Source organism: Caldicellulosiruptor acetigenus, assembly GCF_026914305.1.
Classification (GTDB): domain Bacteria; phylum Bacillota; class Thermoanaerobacteria; order Caldicellulosiruptorales; family Caldicellulosiruptoraceae; genus Caldicellulosiruptor; species Caldicellulosiruptor acetigenus.
In genome coordinates, this window is record NZ_CP113866.1 from 1,013,706 (window position 1) to 1,031,767 (window position 18,062).

Consider the following 18,062-nt stretch of genomic DNA (forward strand, 5'->3'; position numbering starts at 1 on the left):
AAAAAGAAGAATGAGAAAAGCAGTACTGGACAAAAACATGTGTGACAGATCACCCTTTTGTCCTGCTTCGCGTTCGTGCAAATTTGGTGCAATAAAAAGAAACGTAAGAGGATTTTTTGATGTTGAGATTGAAATTGACAAGGAAAAATGTACAGGATGCGGCGTATGTACTAAGTTTTGTCCGCAGGGAGCTATAAAGATTGTTGAAGAGTAGGTGAGGCTTAATTGCCTGAAAGTGAAAGGAAAGAAGAGATTCTTTCAAGGCTAAAAAATATCAAAGGGCACATTGAAGGAATTATCAAGATGGTGGAAGAAGAAAAAGAATGTGAAGAGATTATGCTTCAAATAATTGCTGTCAAAAAAGCTTTAGAAAAAGTGGGGTATTTTATCATAGAAAGTCATGCTGAAAAGTGCTTATCAGATGTTGAGAACAAAGCTCAAATTCAAAAGATTTTGAATATCATGATGAAATTTTTGAGTTGAAAAGTAAAGTTGGTATCTATTTTTCTCCTTTTGAATGCTTAAAAGCTTTTGTGTTCAAAAATGTTATTATTTTAACAATCTGATTTTTAAAAATTTTTTTACAGAAGTTTGTTAAATAAATCTCATGCAAATAGGGTAACAATATAAAAGGTAAAAACAAAAATTTATGGAGGTGCGATCAAGATGGCAGAATATTTTATTGATGCAAAAGGACTTCAGTGTCCAGGACCTATTACTCAGCTTTTTAAACAGATGAAGGAAGCACAAAGTGGAGATGTTGTAACAATTGAAGTGACAGACCCAGCGTTCAAACGTGATGTTGAGAGCTGGTGCAAAAAAACAAAGAATGAGCTATTAGAGCTCAAAGAAGAAAATGGTGTAATTCAGGCAAAGATTAAAAAGGCTTAAAAGTGGGGGAGAAGATTATGAGAGAAGACAAAAAGACAATCATTGTGTTTTCAAACGACATGGACAAGGTTATGGCAGCATTTGTAATTGCAACTGGTGCTGCTGCAATGGGCGATGAGGTGACAATGTTTTTTACATTCTGGGGCTTGAACGTTTTGAGAGATGCAAAAAAGAAAGCACAGGGAAAGTCCTTTCTGGAAAAAATGTTTGGTGCTATGATGCCAAAAGGGGTTGAAAAACTCCCGCTTTCCAAGATGAACTTTTTAGGGATTGGTCCTAAACTAATGAAATATATGATGAAAAAGAAAAATGTGATGATGCTACCTGAAATGATAAAACAGGCGCAAGAGCTTGGTATAAAGATGGTTGCATGTTCAATGTCTATGGATGTTATGGGAATAAAAAAAGAAGAGTTAATTGATGGTGTTGAAATTGGCGGTGTTGCCACATACCTTGGTGAGGCAAGCGAAGCAGGTGTGAATCTGTTTATCTAAGCCCTTGAGATCTGAACTAATAGAGGCAGGAAAAAACCTGCCTTTTTATTTTTTTTAGAGGAAGAGATTTAGTTCAGATGAGAGGAAAAATGTGTTAAGATTATTTGCTTATTAGAGTTTTTGATGATATTAAGCCTTTGGTTGTGGTATAATTAAAATAACAAATGGCGAAGTAAAGTCTTTTACTAGAAGATAAGGTGCAAAGAAACATAAAGCGAGGAATAGCACTAATGGCAATAAAAATTGAAGACATAAGAGAACTGGCAAAAGAGAAGAAAATTAGATGGCGCTGCCATAATCCGCTTCATCTTGTGTGTGCAGTGGGAGAGGGTTTTGTATGGCTCATCACGGCATACTTTCCTTCAGAAGAAGAATGGATGCCAGATTTCAAGACAAGGAGGAAGAACAAATGAGATGTCCTTTATGTGGTGGAGAGCTTAGAGAAGGAAGAGTAAATCATGTTGTAGATATTGAAGGAAGAACTATAATTGTCAAGAATGTTCCTGCGCTTGTATGTGAGCAATGTGGCGAATCTTATATTGAGGATGAGGTGGCTATCAAACTTGAAAAGATAGTTAACAAACTTCTAGAGAACAAGACCGAAATAACTGTTGCAAACTATTGGGAAATAGCAGCTTAAAAGTCTCTTGTTTGGGTTTGTTTTAAGAAAGAGAAGCTTAGATGTAAATATGTAAAACAATAAATTAAACGTTTTTAGTATCAGAAAGGAAAATCGCTATGATACTGCTTGTTGCAATAAACTCAAAGTATATTCATACAAATTTAGCAGTAAGATACCTTTATCAGCTCTGCAAAGAAAAGTATCCATGTGAGTATATTGAGTTTAATATTAATCAGCCTTTGCAGGATGTACTTTATGAAATTTTGAGTAAAAAACCTGAATATGTTGCAATTTCAACATATATCTGGAACAGAAGCTATGTTGAAAAGCTTGTTGAAGGATTAAAAAAGGCAAGAAAAGACATAAAAATAATTCTTGGCGGGCCAGAGGTGTATTTTGACAGCCTTGAAGAGTGGAAGTTTGTAGACTTAATAATCAGAGGAGAGGGAGAGTATCCTTTTTTAGATTTATGTGAGCATATCGTAACAGGTAGGCGATATATCCAAAAAGAGTATCCTCCGTTTGATTTGAGTAAACTTCCTTTTGCGTACAAGGACGAGAGTTTAGACACCAGCAGAATTTATTATTATGAAAGCAGCAGAGGCTGCCCTTTTAGATGTTCATATTGTCTTTCTTCCATTGAAAAAGGTGTTCGATTTGCGCCTCTTGAAAAGGTCTTTGAAGAGCTTGACTATCTTTTTAAAAAGCAAGTGAGACTCATAAAGTTTGTTGACAGGACATTTAACGCAAACAAAGAAAGATCAATAAAGATAATAGAGTTTTGCAAACAAAAGTCGCAAGCTACTCAAGTACACTTTGAGATAGACCCAACCCTCTTAGATGATGACTTTATCGACGCAATAAATACTTCTGAGGATAACCTTTTCAGACTTGAAATAGGTCTTCAGAGTTTTAACCCACAAACTCTTGATGCAATAGATAGATTTTATGACATAGATAGAATTGACAAAAACTTGAAAAAGCTTATGGAAAACAAAAAGGCCATTGTTCATCTTGACTTAATAGCGGGTTTGCCATATGAAGATTTTTTGAGTTTTAAAAGAAGTCTTAATAAAACTATATTGTATTTTGCCGATGAAGTTCAGCTTGGATTTTTGAAGATGTTAAAAGGAACAAAGATAAGAGAAGAAGCAACTAAGTACAATTATGAATTTTTCAAAGACCCGCCGTATGAGGTTATTTCAAATAGCTTTATTAGCTTTGAAGAGATTTATAAGCTTAAAAAGATGGAAGATTTGATAGACAAAGTTTACAATAGGCAGTACCTCTATTTTACTTTAAGATACATCTTTCAAAAAGTCTCTCCCTCAGAATTTTTTGAAAAGCTCTCAAGCAAGGTGGATTGCAATTTAAACACAAGAGAGTTTGTAAAAGAGCTTTACAGAGCCATAAAAGATAATTTTGTTTTAGACAAGGTTATATTGAAGAGCTTGTTCAGATTTGACATTCTAAGAAGGTTTCCAGAAGAATTTTTGCCTGAGGAATTGGCAGTGTCGAAAGAGGAAAAAGAAAGAATTAAACAAGCAATATATCAAGCTACAGAATACCAAGACATCGGAGAACCAAAAGAGATTATAAGAAGAGGCAGAGCTTGCATATTTGAATTTGACATTGAAAGGTTTATAGAAGATAATAGTATTGAAAAGGGAGATTTCTTATATATCTTTTTCGAAGAGAAAATAAAGAAGATAAAACTTCAGTAAAAAGGGGGAAAAAGATAATATGGAGTGCACACTTTCAAAAAATCTTTCAATCTGCACATGTACTTATGAACCGTGTTCAAGAAAGGGAAGATGCTGCGAGTGTTTGCACTATCACAGGAAAAATGGACAGCTCCCTGCCTGCTACTTTTCAAAAGAAGCGGAAAGAACATATGACCGTTCAATAGAAAACTTTATTCGCGACTATTCTTCAAGGAAATAATAAATAATAAAGAGGTGGGCAGACAAAGGGTTTTATTGTCATCTGCCCACTCTTGTTTTTATAAAGAAGTAATCAGCAGAAAAACATCAAGTCCAATTACAACTGCTGCCACAATCAAAAGGATTATTTTATCTACTAAAGAGTTTGCAAACTTGCCCATGACTTTTTTGGATGACGTCAGGTAAATTTGAAGAATGATTGTAATTGGCAGCTGTAAGCTCAAGAGCATCTGTGAGATTATCAGAGCTTTGAACGGGTCGGAGATAAAAAGTATGATGATGGATGCTAAAACCAATGGTATGATGATTCCAATCTTAGTTGGCAGCTCTTCAATGTTATAAGGTCTTCTATAGAACCCTGCCATTATTGTACCACCTGTAAACGCAGCTGTGATGCTTGAAGAGATGCCAGAAAGCAATAGAGCAAATGCAAAGATTGTGGCAGAGAAATTTCCCAAAATAGGCTTTAGCATCTGCTGAGCTTGTGGCAGCGATTCAACAGCAATACCTTTTGTGTAAAAGGTTGCATGAGCTATTATTATCATGCTACTGTTAATTAAAAATCCGATGAACATTGAAAAAAGTGTATCGACAAACTCAAATTTGAGCTGATGTTTTATTATCTTTTCGTCTTGAGTGTTCCACTGCCTACTCTGAATTATTTCAGAGTGCAAAAATAGATTGTGTGGCATGACAACTGCACCAAGGATTGAAAGAACCACAACCAATGAACCAGAAGGTATGCTTGGAGTTATCCAGCCCAAGACCACATCTTTTATAGGAACCTTCACAAGAAAAAGCTCTATCAAAAATGAAAGACCTATCAAAGACACAAATGCAATTATCCACCTTTCAACCTTTTTATATGAGTTAGAAAACAAGAAAAATATGGTAAAAGGTAAAATGATTAAACACCCAAGCTTAATAGGAATTTTAAAAAGCATCTCAATGGCAATTGCCCCGCCCAGAATCTCTGCCATAGCAGTTGAAACTGTTGCCAGCATGGCAGATGAAAGCACAACTGTAGCAAGAAATTTATTAAGATAGATTGAAGTTGCTTCAGCCAAGCAGAGACCTGTTGCAATGCCAAGATGGGCTGCGTTGTGCTGAAGCACTATCAAAATTATGGTTGATAGAAGTACAACCCACAGAAGATTTAAACCAAAGCTACTGCCAGCAGCCACGTTTGATGCCCAGTTTCCAGGGTCGATAAATCCCACTGTGACAAGAAGACCTGGTCCTATGTATTTGAGTATTTCCCTTGCGTTTTTCATTTTGCGTTATTTTTCACACCTTTCTTCTCAAGTAATTTTATGAAATATCTTTTAAAGTGGTGAATGACAAAGAAATCTTATTCTTAAACTCATACATTAAAATTAATACCCAAAAAAAGAGGATTGTGATATCATAGTGTGTATGAAGCTAAAAAAATATTAAAGTAGAGACTCAGCATTCTCAACACAAAAATATTGGAGGTAGAGACGATGAGCGAGAAGTCTTACGGCCAAGAGCTTTACGAAAAACTATCCTATACTTCTAAAAATGCATGGGAAGTTTTAAAAGAAGAAGAAAAATCTTTTGTTTTTGACTTGGCAGAAAAATATAAAAACTTTTTAAACTATGCAAAGACAGAAAGAGAGGCTGTTGAATATTTTGTAACCAGAGCTATAGAAAAAGGATATAAAGAATTTAACAATAATATCCAAGAATTAAAACCAGGTGATAAAGTATATTTTATTAACAATAACAAAAGCATCTTGCTTGCTCATGTAGGCAAAAAGCCTTTAAAGGAAGGGTTTAATCTGATAGGTGCCCATATAGATTCCCCACGACTTGATTTAAAGCCAAAGCCACTATATGAGTCAAATGAACTTGCACTTTTGAAGACACACTACTATGGTGGCATTAAAAAATATCACTGGGTAAATGTACCACTTAGCATCCATGGTGTTGTTGTAAAAAACGATGGCTCAAAAATAAAGATTGTTATTGGTGAAGACGAAAACGACCCTGTTTTTTATATAACAGACCTTCTTGTTCACTTATCTGGCGAGCAGCTTCAGAAAAAAGCAAGTGAGGTAATTCCAGCTGAAAACTTGAATGTGCTCATAGGAAGCATGCCGTTTAATGATGAGAAGGTAAAAGAAAAGGTAAAACTCAATATCTTGAAAATCCTGAATGAAAAATATGGTATCACAGAAGAAGATTTCATTTCAGCTGACATTGAGATTGTGCCGGCTGCAAAAGCGCGCGATGTAGGACTTGACAGAAGCTTGATTGGAGCATATGGTCAGGATGACAGAGCGTGCAGTTTTTTGGCAGCAGAAGGCATCTTTTCAATAGATGAAATTCCAGAAAAAACTGCGCTGGTCTATCTGGTTGACAAAGAGGAGATAGGAAGTGTAGGAATATCAAGTGCTGAGGCAAGCTTTTTTGATATATCAGTTGCAAAGCTAATGAATGCATTGGGGGAATATAGCAATAGCCTTGATTTAGCTATTTGTTTTGAGAACTCTGCAGCAATTTCGGGTGATGTTGCCGCAGCACTGGACCCAATATATGAAGGTGCTTATGATAAGCTCAATTCCACGTTAATTGGCCATGGTGTTACCATTGAAAAGTATTCAGGAGTTAGAGGCAAATACAGTGGTTCTGAGGCAACAGCAGAGTATGTAGGCAAAATCAGAAACTTTTTGAATTCAAATAACATCTGCTGGCAGACAGGGCTTTTAGGTAAGGTTGACCAAGGCGGTGGCGGCACAATTGCTATGTTTATCGCAAGAAAAATGATAAATGTAATAGACTCAGGCGTTCCAGTTTTGTCTATGCACTCAACATTTGAGATAACAAGCAAAGTTGATGTGTATATGACATATAAGTTTTATAGTGAATTTTTGAGAAAATTTAGATTTGAAAAAGTTTAAATAAGAACAACATGAGGCTACACATTTTACGAGTGTAGCCTCTAATTTCTTTCTTTGTATGATTTAAAGCGATAACGCCACTAATGCATATTTTTTCAGAACTGTAAAAACATTTTAACTTGGTGAATGGCTATTTCCTAAGAATCCAACCTTCAGAAATTTAAAAAGGTAGAGTATACCTGTAACCGTTATAAAAAAGCCACAGCTTAGAAAAACAATCCTCACACTCAAAAATTTTGATAATATACCTCCAATTAGTAATGATACAATTGAGAAAATGTTGCTTAACATTGAATTTAAACTAAAGCATCTCCCTAAGAAGATTTTTTCGCAATTTTGTTGTATTAGAGTTGTTCTTGAAATAGCGTTGAGTGAATTGAATATTCCATTTATAAAGTGAAGAAAAAGTGCTACCATGAAAATGCTATTTAGTGAAAAAAGCATTATGGAGATACCAAGCCCAATTAAGCCTATCAAAAAAATTATTTCGTTTCTAACATCTTTAAACGATTTGTATAAGCAAAATGATGTAATGACCATGGCAATGCCCTTTGAAGTTAAGATAAGTCCATAACCTTTAGAATTACTATGCAGATAATTTATTACATATACAATCAATAACCCATTTAAAATTCCTGCAAATAGGTTAGTTAGACAATTTATAGCTATTACATTTTTTATTATTAGGTTACGATTTAAGAAGTTAATAAATTCCTTGTATCTGAGAGTTGTATTTGCTACTTCAACATTTTTACTTTTACAATAGGATATTTGGGAAATAAGCATTGTTGAAATTAAAAATGAAAACGAATCAATGTAAAAACAGTATTTCAAATTAAAAGAAGCAGTTAACACACCACCTATAGTGGGTCCAATAATCATCATTAGAGAGCTTAAAGAACTGCTTAAGCTGTTTATCTGTCTTAGTTCTTCTCTTTTAAAGATTTCTGGTATTAAGCTGCTACGAGTATTTTCATAAAGAGCAGTTAATGCAGAAATAATAAATACCAACAAAAATATGTATTTAACTGAAAATGGGATTAAAAAGACCAATATAGCACGTAAAAAATCCCCAAAGAGTAAAATTCTTTTTTTATTGGAGATATCAATTATTCTTCCAAATGGCACACTAAACAAAACAGCAGGAATCAGCATTATGATAGAGAGAATGGACATTTTGACTGTCGATTTACTGGTATTATAGACTAAAGTCAAAAGTGCAATTCTATCAATCCAATTACCAATATCTGAAATAAATTGTGATGATAGTAACAGTAAAGCATTTCTACTTGTTTTCATTATAATTAACTCCTTTATCCAAAGCAGTGCTTTTAACTTAAAGAAATAAGAACTTTCTTTTGACTTTTAGCTATGGAAATAACAGAATATAGATAAATATTTGTTTAGATATAAACCAAAATGTTACTTGCTTTAAACAATACTTTTTTCTCACCCCTGCAGCATTCTATTTATGATATATTTTTATAATACAGTTTATGGGAGGCTTGCAGCATAGCTGCGAGCCTCCCAACTTTTATCACCTTAGTAAACTTTCTTGCGCCTTCCAAATACTTTTATAAACTTTACTTCATTTCCTCTATCAACTTCACAGCCTCATCTAAAAGCCTTTTGACCTCGTCTTTGGTGAACTGTTCTGTGTATACCCTCAAAACAGGTTCTGTGCCAGATGCTCTGAACAATATCCACGAGCCATCTTCAAAGATATATTTATAGCCGTCCAATGTTTGAATCTCTTTTATCTTTCTGCCAGCAAATTCGGTGTTCTGGCTTATAGTTTTTAAGGTCTTTTCTTTTATCTCATTTGGCAAATGCAGATCAACCCTGTCATAGTAATGGTAGCCAATTTCCTTGAAAAGTTCATCAAGTATTTGACTGATTGGTTTTTGATAATAAGCCATTATCTCAAGGAGCAGTAAGCTACACAAAATTCCATCTCTTTCAGGTATATGATTTTTGATTCCAATACCGCCACTTTCTTCTCCGCCAATGAGAATATCTTCTTTTAAGAAAAGTTCACATATATACTTAAACCCAATTGGTGTTTCATAGATTTTGAGTCCGTACTTGTTTGCTAAAATAGGAACCATATTGGTTGTTGAAAATGTTTTTACAACCCCGCCTCTTAAACCTTTTACTTCAACCAAATGTCGCAAAAGAAGGGCATATATTCTGTGCGAATCAATAAACTCTCCTTTTTCATCAACAGCCCCTACCCTGTCTGCATCGCCATCTGTTGCAAGACCAATATCTGCTTTGTTTTGGACAACAGTATCAATCAATTTTCCAAGGTTTTTATAAATGGGTTCTGGATTGACTCCTCCAAAGTATGGGTTTCGCTCATCTCTTATCTGAATATGCTTGATGTCATATTTTTCTAACAAGGTTTTAACATATCCAACTCCTGCGCCGTGCATTGGATCGATTATTGCAAATGGCTTGGATTTTGCAATGAGATTTAAATCCACAAGCTTTTCGATGTGTTCAAAATACTCCTTGTCAGGGTCTATATAAGAAAAGAGATTACTATTTTCTGGCTCAGCAAATTTTACTTCATTTTTATATAAATGCTTTTCTATCTCGGCAATGATAGAAGGAAGAGCAGACCCGCCATAATCACCTTTAAACTTTATACCATTCCACTGTGGTGGGTTGTGGCTTGCTGTAATCATTATAGCTCCTGCTAAATTCATGTTTTTGACAGTAAATGATACAACAGGTGTTGGTGTTGGCTTTTTTGTAAGATATGTCTTTATCCCGTTTGCAACAAGAACACCTGCGCAAAGACGAGCATACTCTTCTGACATAAACCTTGTATCATATCCTACCAGAACAGGTCTTTTATCGTCAATTTCTTTGATATAATCAGCAATTGCCTGAGCAACAATCTTTACATTGTCAAAGGTGTAATCTTTGCTTATCACTGCTCTCCAACCATCTGTGCCAAATTTTATCATGATTCTTCACCTCCTGCAAAGAATAAGCAGATTGTGCTATAATAAATCTTGAAACCACTATATAGTATACAAGAGTTTCAGGATTTTTTCAAATATTTGAATGAAATTGTCTAAATTTTTATAAAGAAAGGAAATCCCAAGATGTCTGAATACACTGTGTATGTGGTTGATGACGAAAAGGATATATTAGATCTTGTATCTGAATATTTGACCCAAAAAGGATATGCAGTCAAAACCTTTGAGAATGGCGAAAGTTTTTTAGAAGAATTTGGAAAAAAGTGAGCCTGATATAGTCATACTGGATATTATGCTCCCGGACATTGATGGTTATGAGATTTGTAAAAGGATAAGAAAAAATAGCGATGTGCCGATTATAATGCTGTCTGCAAAGGGAGAAGAGCTTGACAAAGTTTTGGGGCTTGAACTTGGAAGTGACGATTACATATCAAAGCCGTTTTCTCTTTCAGAACTTGAAGCAAGAATAAAAAAGATTTTACGACGAGTAAATAAAAGTCCAATAAAACAGGATAATGTCATAGAAATGTTTGGTATAAAGGTTGATTTTAATCAGCGAAATGTTTTTTATAATGGCACACAGATAGAACTTTCGCCGAAGGAATTTGAAACATTTGCACTTCTTTTAAAAGAGTCGACCAAGGTTTTAAAGAGAAGTTATATATTAGAAAGAATATGGGGAGACCCTGCTCTTTATGATGAGAGGATGGTTGACGATGTTATCAAAAGGCTAAGAAAAAAGATTTTGCAATATAATCTGCCTGTTGAGATAAAGACAATGTGGGGTTTAGGATACAAGCTTGAGGAGAAAAAAGATGAGTATAAAGGTTAAGATTTATTTGTCGTACGTGGGTATAATTTTATTCATGTTTATAGTTTTTGTTATCCTTTTTTATGCTTGGTTTGAAAAAAACTTGATTGACCAGATGAAAGAGGATAACCTTCGCTTTGCAAGACTTATAGAATTTGTTGTTACAAGCCAGAACAAGAACACGGTTAATTTGAAACCATTTGAGTCGTATTTTGAAAGTTTAGAGTCAAAAATTTTACAGGACTATATTGTGATTGTAAGCAGTGATGGTGCGATAGAATACTCAAATAAAGAACTGGATGTTGAGGCAAGGGTAAAGATAATGAAGCTTTTTGATGAGAACAAGGATGCTCAATATGGATTTGAGATAGGAAGCATTAGGGAAAAGCCCTGTTTGTTCACCATATACAGTGGAAAATCAAAAAGTGTTTTTGTAATTATTATCACTGATCTTGCAAGGATTTTGAACTTTGAGAGAAGATTTTTCCTTCTCATTTTGCAAACAGCAGGACTCAGCTGCCTGTTTGCTGCTACCATTGCTATCTTTATATCCCGTAGGATGATTGGAGGGCTTTTGCGCCTTAAAGAAGCAATAGAGCAGGCTTCCCAGATGAGGTTTAACAAAAAAGTTGAGGTAACTTCAAACGATGAAATTGGTATGATCGCAACTGAATTTAACAGACTTATCGAAAAGATTGAGGAGTATAATCAGGCACAGATAAGGTTTTTACAAAACATCTCACATGAACTCAAAACTCCTCTTACCTCAGTGCGTGGATACGCAGAGATGCTAAAAGAAGGAATTTTAGATAAAAGCAAGATGGAGTCTGCTGCAGAGAAAATAATTTGGCATGTTGACAGATTGAAAAGTTTGATAAACCAAATTATCGACCTTACAAAGATTGAGTCTGTTGAAAACTATTTTAGTTTTGAAAAAGGTGTGCTTGAAGAGGTCATTTTTGAAGCTATTTTAGAAAATGAAGGCTATTTGCTTTCTAAGGCAGTGGATATCGAATTTGCCCCGCAGACGAGAACGTATGTCCTGTGCGACAAGCTCAGATTAAAAGAAGCTTTTTCAAATATTATCTCAAACTGCATAAAATATGCAAACAGTAAGGTTGCAATTGACATAAAATCTGAAAAAGATGAGTTTGAAGTAAAAATTGAGGATGATGGAGAGGGATTTTTGCAAGGAGAGATTGATAAAATCTTTGAAAGATTCTATAAAGGCAAAAGGGGCGAAAGCGGACTGGGACTTTCAATTGCAAAAGCTATATTCGACAAACATGGATTTATAATAGAAGCCGAGAACAAAATATCAAAAGGCGCACGCTTCAGAATAAAAGGTAAAATCTACAAAGAGCAGTAAGAATTTTTAGCTTACTGCTCTTTTCAAAAGCAAAAATTCTTCTTCTAAAAATAAGCCATTTTTAACCATGTCGGAGATAATACCTAATGCTTGTGTTTGAGGAAGCCCTTTACGATAAGGTCTATCCTCTATTAAAGCCTGATAGACATCACATATGCCTACTATTCTGTCTAAAAGTGATAGCTCATCTTTTCCAAGTTTTTCTGGATATCCACTTCTGTCTATTCTCTCATGGTGATTTCCTGCCCAGTTAGCAATGTCATCTTTGAAGGCAGGAATTTGGGAAAGAATCAGTTTCGTGTAATACGGATGAGACTTTATAATATAAAACTCCTCTTTTGTCAGCTTTCCTTCTTTGTTGAGAATCTCATTTGGAACGACCATTTTGCCAATATCGTGAAGGTAACCTGCGATTTTAAGTTTGTTTGCCGTCTCGCTATCCACTCCCATGATTTTGGCAATTGTATAAACCGTTTGTGAAAGTTCTTGGGAGTGAACATGAGTAAAAGGACTTTTGTTGTCAATAAGCAAAGATATTGCTTCAGAAAACTTTAGCATCTGCTCTATGTCAAAATAAACCTCATCTTCAAGCGATAAGGCCATGACAATTTGCCTTAAATGAGGGTTATAAAGGTCCAGCCAGAATCTATCTTTTTGCGCAAGTTCCAAAAAAGCTTCAACAATGATAGGGTTAAAAAGCACACCTTTCTTTTTCAAAACCCACTCTCTTATGTTATCAGCCTGTAGATAATATGGAACTGAAAAATCCAGAGCGATGTCAATCTGGTCAGCAAGGTTTATAATCTGAGAAGCAAATGGTGTGGCCAAGTGGTCATATCCAAATGCACCAGAGCCGTTATAAAACTCATGATGATATTTTACAAACTCTGCAACGTCTCTATCTAAAGGAAGTTTTTGCAAAAATTCATAGCCAAGCAGACAGTGGTTTTTGGCAAGGTTTAGATCAATATGGGATGTAATGAATTTTTTATCCGCAACTGTTATTCCTATGTCGTGAAAAAAAGCTGCATAGTATATCTTCTTTTTTTCAAAAGGTTTAAATCCTAAAAGGTTTGAAAGCTGCAAGGAGATATATGTAACCTTAGGGGCATGTTCTCTTATTCCTTGAGCTATATCGATAAGATGCGAGATAGCTGAAAGAAGATTTCCAACACTAATCTTCATAGGAAAGACCAACCACCTTTTTAAAAAGCACTGTTTCCCGTAAGCTTATTATAACTCAAAAGATCAAAAATTTTTTGACAAAGTTTTTTAAATATCCACTTCATTTCTTATATAAGACTTTGCACAACTGAAAAGTAGTTTGGGTAGCAAAAATCTCTTTGAGCAATATAATGTATTAAAAGCACAAACTGTGGGTATAAAGGAGGTAAGAAGGTTAAAATGGATTGGACTAAATTTGCATATGACGCGCCTTATCCAGAACCTAAGGTAGAAGAGCCCAATAGACACTATGCAGAGATTTTACTTGACGACTATGCAGGATACGCAAGTGAGTTTACCGCAATTGCTCTATATTCGTATCAGCACTTTATAAGCGATGTAAAACACAGAGATTTTGCAGACCTCATAATTGGCATTGCCCAGGTTGAGATGAAACACTTGGACCTTCTTGGCACCACAATTTATCTGCTCGGTGCCCTGCCAAAGTACAGAGGCTCTTACACAACCTATGGCCAGTACTGGAACGGATACTTTGTAAACTACGATAAAGATTTAAAAGATATGATAAAGATTGATATCCAATCCGAGAAAGAGGCTATCAAGAATTACAAGAGACACATTGAAATGATAGATGACAGGTACGTCAAAAAGCTGCTTGAGAGAATAATTTTGGATGAGGAGAAACACATAAAATTGTTAAAAGATTATCTTGATAGAAAGTTTTGATTTGTGGGTATTAAATAAATAACAAAAGAAGTACAATATACTGAGGAGGGAAATTTAATATGCAAGAAAAATATGTGTGCGGTATTTGTGGTTATGAGATTGTAGATTTAAATTCCCCGTGTCCATACTGTGGTGCTGAACCAAACCATTTTGTTAGGGCGGATGAAGTTGATGTTGAGCTAATTAAAAAAATCTATCAAGAAGGCGGGGCAACTTATTAAAATTTCTCTTGCAAACCGCCTTTTTTTATTATAAAATTATAAAGTCGTTGTGTGGGTGAAAAATAATGTTCATATGCTGCGATGAGGCAAAAGGTTGCTGCAAGGTGCAAAGCCACTTTGCAGGGAATTTTTGCTGAGTATGTCTTGTCCTTTGAGACGGGCGACACGGGGAAGGTGTGAAAGAATATTTCATGCCCGGTGTTTTCATGCCCGAAAAGGAAAAACTCCGGGTATTTTTATATAAAGGTTGTGGACACACACGGCTAAGTTGCAAAGTTCCCCTGTCGCAAATAGCTTGAAAGATGTTAAAATCACATTATTTTAGAGGAGGGGAATGTATGTCAAAAGCACAGAGAATGCGAATTAAGCTGAAATCATTTGACTACAAGCTGTTAGAGCAGTCAGCAAAAAAGATAGTTGAGACTGCTAAAAACACAGGGGCAGAGGTATCAGGTCCAGTTCCACTGCCGACAGACAGAGAGGTAATTACAATCATCAGAGCTCCGCACAAGTACAAAGATTCACGTGAACAGTTTGAGATTAAAACTCACAAGAGACTTATTGACATAATCAAGCCCACACAAAAAACTGTAGATGCACTAATGCGTGTTGAACTTCCAGCAGGTGTAGACATCGAGATCAAGCTGAAGGAGGTGTAAATGTAAATGACAAAAGGGATACTTGGCAAGAAAATAGGTATGACCCAGGTATTTGACGAAGCAGGAAGAGCAATACCTGTTACTGTAATTGAGGCAGGACCATGTGTTGTTGTTCAGAAGAAAACTGTTGAAAAAGATGGGTACTCTGCAATTCAGGTTGGTTTTGAGGATATAAAAGAGAGCAAGCTCAATAAACCTTTGAGAGGTCATTTTGCAAAGCATGGAGTAAAACCAAAAAGATTTTTGAGAGAGTTGAGACTTAAAGATGCGGACAAGTATGAAGTTGGACAGGAGATAAGAGTTGATATTTTCCAGCCGGGCGAAAGAGTGGACGTTACAGGTATTTCAAAAGCAAAAGGGTTCCAGGGTGTTATCAAAAGACACGGTCAGCAAAGAGGTCCTATGAGCCATGGTTCCATGTATCACAGAAGAGTTGGTTCAATGGGTTCAAACACATTCCCTGCAAGAACATTCCCTGGCAAGAAAATGCCTGGTAGAATGGGCGGTGAAAGAGTTACAGTTTTAAATTTGCAGGTTGTAAAGGTAGACCCAGAGAGAAACCTGCTGCTTGTTAAGGGAAGTGTTCCAGGAAATAAGAATTCGCTTTTAATCATCAGAGATTCTGTCAAAAGTAGATAAGCTTTAAGTTTTAGGAAGGAGGAAACAGAATGGCAAAGGTGCCGGTTTACAATATAGAAGGACAGCAGATTGGTGAGATTGAGCTCAATGACTCAATCTTCAACGTACCGATAAATACTCATGTTCTGCACCAAGCTGTTGTTGCACACTTAGCAAACAGGCGTCAAGGAACATTTGCTGCAAAGACAAGAGCTGAGGTTCGCGGTGGTGGAAGAAAACCTTGGAGACAAAAGGGAACAGGTAGGGCAAGACAAGGTTCTATCAGAGCTCCAACATGGAGAAAAGGTGGCGTTGTATTTGCTAAAAAACCAAGAGATTTTTCGATAGACTTGCCAAAGAAGGTAAAAAGACTTGCTCTCAAGTGTGCGCTGTCGTCAAAGGTTAAAGAAAACAATCTTATTGTGCTTGACAGGTGGGATATGAACCAGTACAAGACAAAAGAGGTTTTAAGAGTTTTAAAGAACTTAGGTCTTGAAAACCAAAAAGCATTAATTGTCATTCCTGAGAAGAATGAATATTTACAAAAGTCAACAAGAAATATTCCAGAGGTTAAGACATTACAGGTTGGCAACCTAAATGTATTTGATATACTCAAATATGACAAGTTTGTCATCCTCCAGGATGCTGTAAAGAAAGTTGAGGAGGTGTACGCATAATATGTTGCCAGAAGAAATAATCAAAAGACCTATAATTACAGAAAAGAGCATGAGCATGATTCCTCAGAAAAAATACACATTTGAGGTTGACAGAAGAGCAAACAAGATCGAGATAAAGAAAGCTGTTGAACAGCTCTTTGGTGTTGAGGTTGAAAAGGTATGGACAATGAATGTAAAACCGAAGAGAAAAAGAATGGGAAGATTTGAAGGAAGAACAAAGGCATGGAAAAAGGCTATTGTGAAATTAACAGACAAAAGCAAAACAATAGAGTTTTTCGACAGCTTAATCTAACACCAATATAAATGCTGAGTTTAAGGAGGGAAACAAAGGTGGGTATAATAGTCTATAAACCTACATCGCCAGGACGTAGAAATGCATCTGTTCTAAACTACAAAGAAGTCATTACCAAAACCGAACCTGAAAAATCATTAGTTTTCACAGAAAAGAAGTGGGCAGGAAGAAACAACCAGGGTAGAATAACTGTTCGTCACAGAGGTGGCGGACATAAGAAAAAAATAAGAATTGTAGATTTCAAAAGAGATAAGGATGGAATTCCTGCAAAGGTTGAGGCAATTGAATATGACCCAAACAGAACAGCTTTTCTGGCACTCTTGTGCTATGCTGATGGTGAAAGAAGATATATTATCGCACCAGAAGGATTAAAAGTTGGCGACACTGTTATGTCTGGTCCAGATGCGGATATTAAGGTTGGGAATGCACTACCACTTAAAAACATTCCTGTTGGTACAATGATACACAACATAGAGCTTATGCCGGGAAAAGGAGGACAGCTTTGCCGTTCAGCGGGTAGCGTTGCTCAGCTCATGGCAAAAGAAGGAAAATATGCACTGATAAAACTTCCGTCCGGTGAGCTCAGGTATGTCAGCCAAGAGTGCAGAGCTACAATTGGTCAGGTTGGCAATTTAGACCATGAAAATGTCAGAATAGGAAAAGCAGGACGTAAAAGATGGATGGGTATCAGACCAACTGTTAGAGGTTCTGCAATGAACCCGGTTGACCATCCACATGGTGGTGGTGAGGGTAAAGCACCGATTGGTCATCCAGGACCACTTACACCATGGGGTAAACCAACACTTGGTTACAAGACAAGAAAGAAAAACAAACCGTCAGACAAGTTTATTGTCAAGAGAAGAAAATAAGATGTGTGCTCATCTAAATATAAAGATTGCTTGAGGAGGGATTGAGTGTGGGAAGGTCTTTAAAGAAAGGTCCATACTGTGACCCAAAACTTTTAAAGAAAATTGAGAAGATGAACCAGAACAATGAAAAAAAGGTTATTAAAACATGGTCAAGAAGGTCAACAATTTTACCACAGATGGTTGGACATACAATAGCTGTATATGACGGTAGAAAACATGTTCCTGTATATATCACAGAAGAGATGGTTGGACACAAACTTGGCGAGTTTGCTCCGACAAGAACTTTCAAAGGACATGGGCATCACACTGAAAGGTCAACAGCTTTGAAGTAAAGTTTTCAAAAGCTTTTGTAAAATTAGTTTAATTGTGATTTAGAAGGGAGGAGAAGCTATTGGAAAAGGCTACAAATACAGAGGTAAAAAAGGCAACAGCGACATTGAGGTATGCTATGATATCTCCACGAAAGGTTAGAGTTGTAATTGACCTTATTAGAAACAAACCTGTGAATGAAGCTTTGAATATTTTAAAGTTTTTGCCTAAGAGAGCTGCAAGGATAGTTGAAAAGCTTGTTAAAAGCGCAATTGCAAATGCAGAGAATAATCACAATATGAACGTTGATAAGCTCTATATAGCAGAAATTTATGCAAATGGTGGACCAATGCTCAAAAGAATTAGACCAAGAGCACAGGGAAGAGCATTTTTGATAAGAAAAAGAACAAGCCATATTACAGTTGTTCTCAAAGAAAGAGAGTAACTTTTAAGAAGGAGGGA

At 35.9% G+C, this 18,062-nt stretch carries 23 protein-coding genes and 1 pseudogene; 20 read left to right on the plus strand and 4 right to left on the minus strand.

What is annotated here, in order from left to right:
* The first annotated feature begins 10 nt into the window (after positions 1 to 10).
* The 8 genes from OTK01_RS04820 to OTK01_RS04855 all read left to right on the plus strand — a co-directional run bounded on the left by OTK01_RS04820 (position 11) and on the right by OTK01_RS04855 (position 3,951).
* A complete protein-coding gene (locus OTK01_RS04820; protein ID WP_013402908.1) occupies positions 11 to 214 on the plus strand; it encodes a 4Fe-4S binding protein in 204 nt (67 codons plus the stop codon).
* A gap of 11 nt (positions 215 to 225) precedes the next feature.
* The gene (locus tag OTK01_RS04825; protein WP_029227890.1) at positions 226 to 483 is read left to right on the plus strand and encodes a metal-sensitive transcriptional regulator; all 258 of its coding nucleotides are present in this window, start codon (positions 226 to 228) and stop codon (positions 481 to 483) included.
* A gap of 183 nt (positions 484 to 666) precedes the next feature.
* Complete coding sequence (locus OTK01_RS04830) at positions 667 to 891, plus strand: sulfurtransferase TusA family protein (protein ID WP_013432999.1); 225 nt, start codon at positions 667 to 669, stop codon at positions 889 to 891.
* Between the two features lie 17 nt (positions 892 to 908).
* On the plus strand, positions 909 to 1,385 hold the full coding sequence (locus OTK01_RS04835) for a DsrE/DsrF/DrsH-like family protein (protein WP_011917807.1): 477 nt from the start codon (positions 909 to 911) through the stop codon (positions 1,383 to 1,385).
* Positions 1,386 to 1,615: 230 nt separating this feature from the next.
* The gene (locus tag OTK01_RS04840) at positions 1,616 to 1,798 is read left to right on the plus strand and encodes a hypothetical protein (RefSeq protein ID WP_029227889.1); all 183 of its coding nucleotides are present in this window, start codon (positions 1,616 to 1,618) and stop codon (positions 1,796 to 1,798) included.
* On the plus strand, positions 1,795 to 2,025 hold the full coding sequence (locus OTK01_RS04845; protein ID WP_029227888.1) for a type II toxin-antitoxin system MqsA family antitoxin: 231 nt from the start codon (positions 1,795 to 1,797) through the stop codon (positions 2,023 to 2,025). The genes OTK01_RS04840 and OTK01_RS04845 overlap by 4 nt, the downstream gene beginning before the upstream one ends.
* Before the next feature lie 98 nt (positions 2,026 to 2,123).
* Positions 2,124 to 3,731, plus strand: coding sequence for a B12-binding domain-containing radical SAM protein (locus OTK01_RS04850; protein ID WP_029227887.1), 1,608 nt, complete (start codon positions 2,124 to 2,126; stop codon positions 3,729 to 3,731).
* A 19-nt stretch (positions 3,732 to 3,750) separates the two neighbouring features.
* Positions 3,751 to 3,951, plus strand: coding sequence for a DUF6485 family protein (locus OTK01_RS04855; RefSeq protein ID WP_013290141.1), 201 nt, complete (start codon positions 3,751 to 3,753; stop codon positions 3,949 to 3,951).
* 58 nt (positions 3,952 to 4,009) lie between these two features.
* On the opposite strand, the gene OTK01_RS04860 is transcribed toward OTK01_RS04855, so the two are convergent.
* Positions 4,010 to 5,224: an Nramp family divalent metal transporter gene (locus tag OTK01_RS04860; protein WP_013432997.1), complete on the minus strand. Its 1,215-nt coding sequence runs from the start codon at positions 5,222 to 5,224 to the stop codon at positions 4,010 to 4,012.
* A 210-nt stretch (positions 5,225 to 5,434) separates the two neighbouring features.
* Between OTK01_RS04860 and OTK01_RS04865 the strand changes: the two genes are divergently transcribed.
* Entirely contained in the window at positions 5,435 to 6,874 is a 1,440-nt protein-coding gene (locus OTK01_RS04865; protein ID WP_029227886.1) for an aminopeptidase, read from the plus strand.
* A 114-nt stretch (positions 6,875 to 6,988) separates the two neighbouring features.
* Here OTK01_RS04865 and OTK01_RS04870 read toward each other — a convergent pair whose 3' ends face one another.
* Together OTK01_RS04870 and OTK01_RS04875 are read right to left on the minus strand one after the other, a co-directional pair.
* Complete coding sequence (locus tag OTK01_RS04870; RefSeq protein ID WP_013432995.1) at positions 6,989 to 8,173, minus strand: MFS transporter; 1,185 nt, start codon at positions 8,171 to 8,173, stop codon at positions 6,989 to 6,991.
* Between the two features lie 284 nt (positions 8,174 to 8,457).
* The gene (locus OTK01_RS04875; protein ID WP_029227885.1) at positions 8,458 to 9,849 is read right to left on the minus strand and encodes a phosphoglucomutase/phosphomannomutase family protein; all 1,392 of its coding nucleotides are present in this window, start codon (positions 9,847 to 9,849) and stop codon (positions 8,458 to 8,460) included.
* A 141-nt stretch (positions 9,850 to 9,990) separates the two neighbouring features.
* Between OTK01_RS04875 and OTK01_RS04880 the strand changes: the two are divergent.
* Together OTK01_RS04880 and OTK01_RS04885 are read left to right on the plus strand one after the other, a co-directional pair.
* Positions 9,991 to 10,696: pseudogene (locus tag OTK01_RS04880) on the plus strand (response regulator transcription factor).
* Positions 10,680 to 12,044 carry a sensor histidine kinase gene (locus tag OTK01_RS04885; protein WP_029227884.1) on the plus strand — a complete coding sequence of 455 codons (1,365 nt, stop codon included), beginning with the start codon at positions 10,680 to 10,682 and terminating at the stop codon, positions 12,042 to 12,044. The pseudogene OTK01_RS04880 and the gene OTK01_RS04885 overlap by 17 nt, the downstream one beginning before the upstream one ends.
* Positions 12,045 to 12,050: 6 nt before the next feature.
* Here OTK01_RS04885 and OTK01_RS04890 read toward each other — a convergent pair whose 3' ends face one another.
* Positions 12,051 to 13,229: an HD-GYP domain-containing protein gene (locus tag OTK01_RS04890; protein ID WP_029227883.1), complete on the minus strand. Its 1,179-nt coding sequence runs from the start codon at positions 13,227 to 13,229 to the stop codon at positions 12,051 to 12,053.
* A 219-nt stretch (positions 13,230 to 13,448) separates the two neighbouring features.
* Here OTK01_RS04890 and OTK01_RS04895 point away from each other — a divergent pair, with 219 nt between their 5' ends.
* The 9 genes from OTK01_RS04895 to rplV all read left to right on the plus strand — a co-directional run bounded on the left by OTK01_RS04895 (position 13,449) and on the right by rplV (position 18,045).
* Complete coding sequence (locus OTK01_RS04895) at positions 13,449 to 13,955, plus strand: ferritin-like domain-containing protein (protein WP_029227882.1); 507 nt, start codon at positions 13,449 to 13,451, stop codon at positions 13,953 to 13,955.
* Positions 13,956 to 14,014: 59 nt separating this feature from the next.
* A complete protein-coding gene (locus OTK01_RS04900; RefSeq protein WP_013402921.1) occupies positions 14,015 to 14,176 on the plus strand; it encodes a hypothetical protein in 162 nt (53 codons plus the stop codon).
* Between the two features lie 338 nt (positions 14,177 to 14,514).
* Positions 14,515 to 14,835 carry a 30S ribosomal protein S10 gene (rpsJ, locus tag OTK01_RS04905; RefSeq protein ID WP_013290149.1) on the plus strand — a complete coding sequence of 107 codons (321 nt, stop codon included), beginning with the start codon at positions 14,515 to 14,517 and terminating at the stop codon, positions 14,833 to 14,835.
* Positions 14,836 to 14,841: 6 nt separating this feature from the next.
* The gene (gene rplC, locus OTK01_RS04910; RefSeq protein ID WP_013432988.1) at positions 14,842 to 15,474 is read left to right on the plus strand and encodes a 50S ribosomal protein L3; all 633 of its coding nucleotides are present in this window, start codon (positions 14,842 to 14,844) and stop codon (positions 15,472 to 15,474) included.
* Between the two features lie 29 nt (positions 15,475 to 15,503).
* Positions 15,504 to 16,130, plus strand: a complete 627-nt coding sequence (gene rplD / locus OTK01_RS04915; protein ID WP_013402923.1) for a 50S ribosomal protein L4 — start codon at positions 15,504 to 15,506, stop codon at positions 16,128 to 16,130.
* Between the two features lies 1 nt (position 16,131).
* Complete coding sequence (gene rplW, locus OTK01_RS04920) at positions 16,132 to 16,422, plus strand: 50S ribosomal protein L23 (RefSeq protein ID WP_013290152.1); 291 nt, start codon at positions 16,132 to 16,134, stop codon at positions 16,420 to 16,422.
* 38 nt (positions 16,423 to 16,460) lie between these two features.
* Positions 16,461 to 17,291 (plus strand): 50S ribosomal protein L2, encoded by an 831-nt coding sequence (gene rplB, locus OTK01_RS04925; protein WP_013432987.1) that lies wholly within the window; start codon positions 16,461 to 16,463, stop codon positions 17,289 to 17,291.
* A 47-nt stretch (positions 17,292 to 17,338) separates the two neighbouring features.
* Complete coding sequence (rpsS, locus tag OTK01_RS04930) at positions 17,339 to 17,623, plus strand: 30S ribosomal protein S19 (protein ID WP_013290154.1); 285 nt, start codon at positions 17,339 to 17,341, stop codon at positions 17,621 to 17,623.
* A 59-nt stretch (positions 17,624 to 17,682) separates the two neighbouring features.
* Positions 17,683 to 18,045 carry a 50S ribosomal protein L22 gene (rplV, locus tag OTK01_RS04935; protein ID WP_013290155.1) on the plus strand — a complete coding sequence of 121 codons (363 nt, stop codon included), beginning with the start codon at positions 17,683 to 17,685 and terminating at the stop codon, positions 18,043 to 18,045.
* Positions 18,046 to 18,062 lie beyond the last annotated feature (17 nt).

What these genes read in the sequence shown, in the direction of transcription:
- OTK01_RS04820 (WP_013402908.1), top strand. Translation starts at nt 11, where the DNA reads ATGAGAAAAGCAGTACTGGACAAAAACATGTGTGACAGATCACCCTTT.
- OTK01_RS04830 (WP_013432999.1), top strand. Translation starts at nt 667, where the DNA reads ATGGCAGAATATTTTATTGATGCAAAAGGACTTCAGTGTCCAGGACCT.
- OTK01_RS04835 (WP_011917807.1), top strand. Translation starts at nt 909, where the DNA reads ATGAGAGAAGACAAAAAGACAATCATTGTGTTTTCAAACGACATGGAC.
- OTK01_RS04840 (WP_029227889.1), top strand. Translation starts at nt 1,616, where the DNA reads ATGGCAATAAAAATTGAAGACATAAGAGAACTGGCAAAAGAGAAGAAA.
- OTK01_RS04845 (WP_029227888.1), top strand. Translation starts at nt 1,795, where the DNA reads ATGAGATGTCCTTTATGTGGTGGAGAGCTTAGAGAAGGAAGAGTAAAT.
- OTK01_RS04850 (WP_029227887.1), top strand. Translation starts at nt 2,124, where the DNA reads ATGATACTGCTTGTTGCAATAAACTCAAAGTATATTCATACAAATTTA.
- OTK01_RS04855 (WP_013290141.1), top strand. Translation starts at nt 3,751, where the DNA reads ATGGAGTGCACACTTTCAAAAAATCTTTCAATCTGCACATGTACTTAT.
- OTK01_RS04860 (WP_013432997.1), bottom strand. Translation starts at nt 5,224, where the DNA reads ATGAAAAACGCAAGGGAAATACTCAAATACATAGGACCAGGTCTTCTT.
- OTK01_RS04865 (WP_029227886.1), top strand. Translation starts at nt 5,435, where the DNA reads ATGAGCGAGAAGTCTTACGGCCAAGAGCTTTACGAAAAACTATCCTAT.
- OTK01_RS04870 (WP_013432995.1), bottom strand. Translation starts at nt 8,173, where the DNA reads ATGAAAACAAGTAGAAATGCTTTACTGTTACTATCATCACAATTTATT.
- OTK01_RS04875 (WP_029227885.1), bottom strand. Translation starts at nt 9,849, where the DNA reads ATGATAAAATTTGGCACAGATGGTTGGAGAGCAGTGATAAGCAAAGAT.
- OTK01_RS04885 (WP_029227884.1), top strand. Translation starts at nt 10,680, where the DNA reads ATGAGTATAAAGGTTAAGATTTATTTGTCGTACGTGGGTATAATTTTA.
- OTK01_RS04890 (WP_029227883.1), bottom strand. Translation starts at nt 13,229, where the DNA reads ATGAAGATTAGTGTTGGAAATCTTCTTTCAGCTATCTCGCATCTTATC.
- OTK01_RS04895 (WP_029227882.1), top strand. Translation starts at nt 13,449, where the DNA reads ATGGATTGGACTAAATTTGCATATGACGCGCCTTATCCAGAACCTAAG.
- OTK01_RS04900 (WP_013402921.1), top strand. Translation starts at nt 14,015, where the DNA reads ATGCAAGAAAAATATGTGTGCGGTATTTGTGGTTATGAGATTGTAGAT.
- rpsJ (WP_013290149.1), top strand. Translation starts at nt 14,515, where the DNA reads ATGTCAAAAGCACAGAGAATGCGAATTAAGCTGAAATCATTTGACTAC.
- rplC (WP_013432988.1), top strand. Translation starts at nt 14,842, where the DNA reads ATGACAAAAGGGATACTTGGCAAGAAAATAGGTATGACCCAGGTATTT.
- rplD (WP_013402923.1), top strand. Translation starts at nt 15,504, where the DNA reads ATGGCAAAGGTGCCGGTTTACAATATAGAAGGACAGCAGATTGGTGAG.
- rplW (WP_013290152.1), top strand. Translation starts at nt 16,132, where the DNA reads ATGTTGCCAGAAGAAATAATCAAAAGACCTATAATTACAGAAAAGAGC.